Source organism: Modestobacter sp. KNN46-3, from assembly GCF_011039295.1.
The window spans coordinates 1-6,469 of sequence record NZ_JAAKGN010000211.1 but is presented as its reverse complement, the minus strand read 5'-3'; the positions used below and the strand labels follow the sequence as shown (position 1 = coordinate 6,469).

4 protein-coding genes and 1 pseudogene are annotated in these 6,469 nt (G+C 71.6%); 4 read left to right on the top strand and 1 reads right to left on the bottom strand.

From position 1 onward, the window contains the following. The 3 genes from G5C62_RS24705 to G5C62_RS24695 form a co-directional block, all read left to right on the top strand. Positions 1-637, top strand: a 637-nt coding sequence (locus tag G5C62_RS24705; RefSeq protein ID WP_164703097.1) for an ABC transporter permease, incomplete at its 5' end; no start/stop codon positions are given. Positions 638-673: 36 nt separating this feature from the next. Continuing rightward, positions 674-1,783 carry a sensor histidine kinase gene (locus G5C62_RS24700; protein ID WP_164703096.1) on the top strand — a complete coding sequence of 370 codons (1,110 nt, stop codon included), beginning with the start codon at positions 674-676 and terminating at the stop codon, positions 1,781-1,783. After that, a complete protein-coding gene (locus G5C62_RS24695; protein ID WP_164703095.1) occupies positions 1,780-2,388 on the top strand; it encodes a response regulator in 609 nt (202 codons plus the stop codon). Before G5C62_RS24700 ends, G5C62_RS24695 begins: the two co-directional genes overlap by 4 nt. Before the next feature lie 82 nt (positions 2,389-2,470). Here the strand turns inward: G5C62_RS24695 and G5C62_RS24690 are convergent. Next, positions 2,471-2,761: pseudogene (locus G5C62_RS24690) on the bottom strand (type II toxin-antitoxin system VapB family antitoxin); the annotation flags it as partial. A 1,106-nt stretch (positions 2,762-3,867) separates the two neighbouring features. Here G5C62_RS24690 and G5C62_RS24685 point away from each other — a divergent pair. Next, a partial coding sequence (locus tag G5C62_RS24685) for a DNRLRE domain-containing protein (RefSeq protein ID WP_164703094.1) occupies positions 3,868-6,469 on the top strand: 2,602 nt, incomplete at its 3' end.

The following is a 6,469-nucleotide window of genomic DNA, read 5'->3' as shown; positions in this document are numbered from 1 at the left end:
GGTCATCGGCGGGCAGGCGCCGGCCGGGGAGTACCAGGACCTCGCCGGCGCCGTCCTGGTCTCGATGATGGCCTACGGGGCGATCGGCGCCGCGCTGGGCGCGACGATCCGGATCGCCTTCGACCGCTCCTCCGGCTGGCTGCGGCAGCTGCGGGTGACGCCGGTGCCCACCGGGTCGGTGTTCGCCGTCGACGTCATGGTCGGGGCGCTGCTGGTGCTGCCCAGCCTGCTCGTCGTGGCGCTGGTCGGGCGGTTCGTCAACGGCGTCGCGTTCGGCCTGGGCACCTGGCTGGCGCTGGTCGGCTCACTGTGGGCGGGGTCGGTGGTGTTCGTGGCGCTCGGTGTGGCGGTGGGGCTGGCCCTGGACGCCCAGGCCGCAGGCGCGGCGATCGGGATCCTCGGCACCGTGCTCGCCGCACTGGGTGGGCTGTGGTTCCCGGTCGAGATGTTCCCGGACGGGATGGCGGCGCTGGCCCGCGCGATGCCGTCCTACTGGTTCGCCGAGCTGGGCCGGGACATCGCGGCCGGGACGTTCGCCGGCCCGCCGGTCATGGTGTTGGCGGGCTACGGCGTCGTGTTCGCCGCGGCCGCCCTGGTGGTCGCCCGGCGGCGCCCGCTGCACGCGGTGGCGGGCTGAGCCGTGACCGGGCAGCCGACCGCTAGCGTCCGTCTCGTGGACCGGTCGAACTGGTGGGGGAAGGCGATCTGGGCCGTGCCCTGGCTGCTGTTCCAGTTCTTCCCGATCGCCGACCTCGTCACCACCGACCGCCCGACGGCGGCACGCTGGGTCGGCGCGATCGGGTTGCTCGTCTTCACCGTGGTCTACCTGCGGGTGATGGGTCAGCTCGGCCGGCCGCGGGCGCTGCGGCCGGAGTTCGCGGTGACCGCGGTGCTCGCCGTCGCGCTGGCGGTCGGGTTCGGGCCGGCCTGGGCAGGATTGATGATCTACGTGTCGGCAGCCGCCGCGGCCACGCTGCCCGGGCGCTGGGTGTGGCCGGCCGTGGTCGGCGCGGCGCTGGTGTGCCTGGCGGTGCCCCTGGTCTCCGGGGACCCCGGCCTGCTGTTCCTGTCGCCGATCTGCCTGCTCACCGCCTTCGGGATCCGGGGCACCGGCTACCTGATCACCGTGAACCGGGAGCTGCAGGAGGCCCGCGAGGAGCTGGCCCGCAACGCCGTCACCGAGGAACGGCTGCGCTTCGCCCGTGACCTGCACGACCTGCTCGGGCACTCGCTGTCGCTCATCGCGCTCAAGAGCGAGCTCGCCCGCCGGCTGGCCGAGGCCGACCCGGCCCGCGCCCGACAGGAGATGGCCGACGTCGAGGCGGCGGCCCGTCGCGCACTGGCCGAGGTGCGGGACGCCGTCAGCGGCTACCGGCAGGTCACCTGCGCCCAGGCTCTCGCCGAGGCGCGTTCCGCGCTGACCGGGGCCGGGATCGACGTGCGGCTGCCCGACCGGGTGCCCACGCTGCCGGGCACGGTCGACGCGGCCCTGGGGTGGGTGGTGCGCGAGGCGACGACGAACGTGCTGCGACACAGCCGGGCCGGCACGGTGACGATCGGCCTGGCCGAGGACGGGGTACGAGCGGTGCTGACGGTGACCGACGACGGTCGTGGCGCGGAGGACCCGATCACCGTGCTGGGCGCCTCGCCCGGGTCGGGTCTGGCCGGTCTGCGCGAGCGGGTCGGTGCGCTGGGCGGGGAACTGGCAGCCGGCCCGGTGGACGGCGGCGGGTACCGACTGCAGGCCACGGTGCCGCTGCTCCCGGTGCCGGTGAGCGCGTGACCATCCGGGTGCTGCTGGCCGAGGACCAGGCGCTGGTGCGGGGCGCGCTGCGGGCGCTGCTGGACCTCGAGGAGGACATCGAGGTGGTGGCCGAGGTCGGCCGCGGCGACGAGGTGCTCGAGGCCGCGCGTGCCTGCCGGCCGGACGTGGCGCTGCTGGACATCGAGATGCCGGGGCAGGACGGGCTCGAGGCGGCCCGGGAGCTGGCCGCTGCGCTGCCGGAGGTGCGCGCCGTCGTCCTCACCACGTTCGGCCGGCCGGGGTTCCTGCGCCGGGCGATGGAGGTCGGCGCCGCCGGCTTCCTGGTCAAGGACTCGCCGGTGGCCGAGCTGGCCCGGGGCATCCGGGCGGTGATGGCGGGGGAGCGGGTGATCGACCGGGACCTGGCCGCGGCTGCGCTGGCGATGGGCGCGACACCGCTGTCGGGTCGCGAGGCCGACGTGCTGCGGGCGGCGGCCGACGGGGCGACGGTCGCCGACATCGCCGGGCGGCTGTTCCTGTCCGAGGGGACGGTGCGGAACTACCTGTCCTCGGCGATCGGCAAGACCGGGGCGCGCACCCGGGTGGAGGCGGCCCGGGTGGCGGAGGAGAAGGGCTGGCTCTGAGCCGTCAGCGCGGCTGGCCGGCGTCGGCCGGGCTGGCGTCTGCGGAGTTGCTCTCGGCCGGCGTCTGGGCCGGCATCAGCGAGTCGAGGTCGAGCACCCGGACGTGGATGACGTTGCGCTGCTGCAGGGCCGCGCGCAGGGCCCGGTGCAGGCCGTCCTCCAGGTACGTCTCGCCGTTCCACTGCACCGCGTGCGGGAACAGGTCGCCGTAGAAGGTCGAGTCGTCGGCGAGCAGCGTGTCGAGGGCCAGCTCGCGCTTGGTGGTGACGAGGGTGTCCATCCGGATCTGCCGGGGCGGGATCATCGCCCAGTCGCGGGCGGAGAAGCCGTGGTCGGGGTAGGGGCGCCCATCGCGCACCGCCTTGAAGATCAGGGCTGAGCCTCCCGCTCCCCGGCCCCCCGGTGGGGTCCGTCGACTGGAACCACATTAGTGGGATCAAGCGATGGTCGCCGATGCCGGGACGCCGGGATCGATCCCAACTGCGGCAGTGGCTCTCCGCGATGGGACGGCTGCCCCCTCACGCCGATCGGACTCCACGGTCTCGGATGTCTGTGCAGGTCAGCGGCTTGTCACGGTGCTGGTGAGACGAGTGGGACAGGAGAGATTCGCCACTCTCCGTGTCCTTGCGTGTGCGCTGCGCATCTGCCAGCTTCACCGCGAACGCCTGAACCTGGCGCGTTCGACGTCGTTCCATCCGACTCGTCCTGTGCTTGGTGAGGTCTCTCGTGCGTGCTGGTCATGGGTTCAGTGCTGTTCCGAAGTGGCGGGTCAAGGGGCCGCTCGGGGTGGCAGTCGCCGCGGCGCTGGTCGCGGGGACCTTTGCCCCCAACCAGCAGGCGCAGGCCGCGCCCGTCGACAGGTCCTCTGCGGACACCGAGGCGTCCGGTCCGCTGGAGGCGCCCGACATCTCCACCGCCCGGACGATCGCCGAACTGCAGGGCGAACGGGTCGAGGTCATCGGTGAGCGCACCGAGACCTCGTCGACCTGGGTCAACCCGGACGGGACGCTGACGACCGGACAGGCGCAGGCGCCGATCTGGGTGCGGACCGGCGACGGAGACGGGACGACGTCATCGGACTGGGTCGAGGTCGATCTGACCCTGGAGGTGCAGCCCGAGGGGACCGTCGCTCCGAAGGCCCATCCCGCTCATCTCGAACTGGCAGGCGGCGGGACGCCCGCGGACGGCGAACTCCTGTCCATGTCCGGTGAGGCTGGGGAGTCCGTCGGTCTCGCCTGGACGCAGCAGCTGCCCACCCCGCGCTTGGAGGGGCCCCGGGCGGTCTACCCGGAAGTCCAGCCCGGGGTCGATCTGGTGGTCGAGGCCACGCGCAGCGGCTACGAGCAGTACTACGTGCTCACGGAGCGGCCGGAGCCAGGACGGGTGCCGGACCTCTCGCTGACGGTCATCGGTGAGGGCGTCACGGCGACGGAGACCGATGACGGGGGAGTCGCCTTCACGGGGGACACCGGTGAGGTCGTGGGATCCAGCGGCGCTCCCCAGGTGTGGGACGCAGGCGTCGATGGAGAGCGCCTGCACCCCATCACGGAGCCGTGGACGGAGGAAGACGACCAGCCGCTCACCGCCCTCGCGCCCCTGCCGGACTGGGGAGCTGAGGAGGCGGCCGAGGAGCGGCCGAGCGAGCCGACCACCGCAGGCGACGCCCAGACCCTGGTCGACCTCGGTACACCGGGAGAGCCGCCGGCCTTGCCGAGTGGCAGCGAGACCGAGGTCACCGACGCCCCGGGGCAGGTCGACTCCCCGGCGTCGGCTGATGCCGGCGGCAGCACCACGCTGGTGCTGACTGATGCCGCAGTGGTCACCTCTCCGCACTCCGTGGAGGTCGCACTCACCCCGGACACGGCTTTCCTGGCGGACGCAGAGACCCAGTACCCGGTGGTCGTGGACCCGGAGTACCGCTGGGAGTGGGGATTCGACACCTGGGTGCAAACCGGATTCAGCAGCGACCAGTCCGGCAGTACGGAACTGCGGCTCGGCACCTACGACGGAGGCGCCACCGTCGCGCGGTCGTTCATGAACTTCGACCTCTCGGGCATCCGCAACAAGACGATCCTGCAGGCCAGCCTCAACCTGTACGAATGGCACGCGTGGTCGTGCCAGGCGCGCAACTGGGAGGTCTGGGACACCGCCCCAGCCACCACCGCCGCACGCATCAACGCCCAGCCGGGCTGGTTCAACCGACAGAGCACCTCGGGCCAGACCAAGGGCGGTAACGGCTGTGATGACGGCTGGGTGGCAGCGGATCTGACCAAACTCGTGCAGACGTGGTCCAGCACCGGTTACACCACGGTGGGCGTGGGGGTGATGGCGGAGAACGAACGGGACTCCTACGGCTGGAAGAAGTTCAACTCGGCCGAGGCGGGTTGGGGCGTCCCCACGCTGTACGTCAACTGGAACACCCCACCCGGTCCGTCCGACGGACTCGCCGTCAGCAACACGGTGAACAAGGACGGCAGGTGGACGTCGTCCGTCACGCCTCGCCTGTCGGGCACCGTCCACGACGCCGATGGGTCCACCAACGCGTTGTTCGAGCTGTGGCGGGTCGGTGGGCAGGTCATCTGGAGTCAGTGGGTCAACAACGTGCGGGACGGCCAGGTCGCCTTTGTCGACGTCCCACCGGGTGTGTTGGCGGACGGGGGTTCCTACTCGTTCCTGCTGCACACCCATGACGGTCTCCAATGGAACACCGCGACGTCGGCGTGGGCCGACTTCCGGGTCGACACGGCAGCACCGGGCGCGCCCTCGATCACGTCGACGGACTATCCGAGCGACGGCACGTGGCACAAGTCCGAGTACTCCGCGGGGATGTTCACCGCGACGCTGAAGACGTCTGATCCCAGCCTGGTCGGCTTCGAGTGGGGCCTGGACCAGGCGCCCGGGACGGCGCTCACCCCTGCAACCGGCAACGTGACCACGTTCTCGGTGACCCCGACCACCAACGGGGTGCACGTCCTGCAGGTTCGCTCCGTGGACAGGGCCGGCAACCGGTCGTCCATCGTCAAGTACGCCTTCAACGTGGGCCGAGCGGGCCTGACCTCTCCTGTCGAGGGCAGCCAGGTGGTGCGCCGGGTCAAGCTCTCGGTCACGGGCGAGCAGGTGTTCGAGTACGTCAAGTTCGCCTACCGCCGGGGCCCCGACGCTGCGACGAGCCAGGACATCGCGCTGGCTGACCTGACCCGGGCGAACGGCACCCCCCTCTCCGCGCCCTGGACCAAGATCAGCGATCTGGGCGACTACGCCAGCTGGGACGTGAGTTCGACGCTCGGCCATGTCCCTGGTCCCGTCCAGGTACAGGCGATCGTCTCCGCCGATGCCGATGGAGCCGGCGCCTACAAGTCGGCCTGGGTCACCGTGACCGTGTCGCCCGATGCAGACGACGCGGCGACGACGGAGATCGGGCCCGGGTCGGCCAACCTGCTGACCGGCGACTACACCTTGTCGAGCACCGATGTCGACGAGTTCGGCTTGGCACTCGGCCGCGCGGCCTCCTCGCGGGACCCCCGGTCCGGCTTCGAGCCCCAGCAGGAGCTGCTGTCAGCAGCGCAGAAGACCATCGCTAGCGTCAGCGGTCTGAGCAGCAACGGCGTCACCCACGCACGGGTGACCGGGCGGGGGCACGGCGGTTCAGAACCCACGAAGTCGGTGCTGGACTCCTTGCGGCTGGTGACGGACGGCAGCACGGCGGATTCGTTCGTGGAGATCGCGCCCGCCAACGGGCAGCTACGCCCCGGTGCCACATACCGCGCGGACGCGTGGATCTACGTTCCTGGATCGACCGGTCTCGCCCCGGTGTCGCCACGTGGGCTGCGGGTGGTCGGTTTCTACCTGGATGCCAACAACGTCTATCGCGAGGTCCGCTCCAACGCACCCGTCAAGACCGACACCTGGCAGCAGCTGTCGGTGGACATGGAGGTCCCGGCCGACGCAAAGGGGGCACCGTTCTTCCGGTTGTACAGCGGCTTCGGGACCTCCGGCGTCGAGGTGTTCTACGACGACGTGTCCGTGCGCGAGATCTGGGCTCCGCTGGGGCCCCAGTGGAGCCTGGGCACGGCCGACGCAG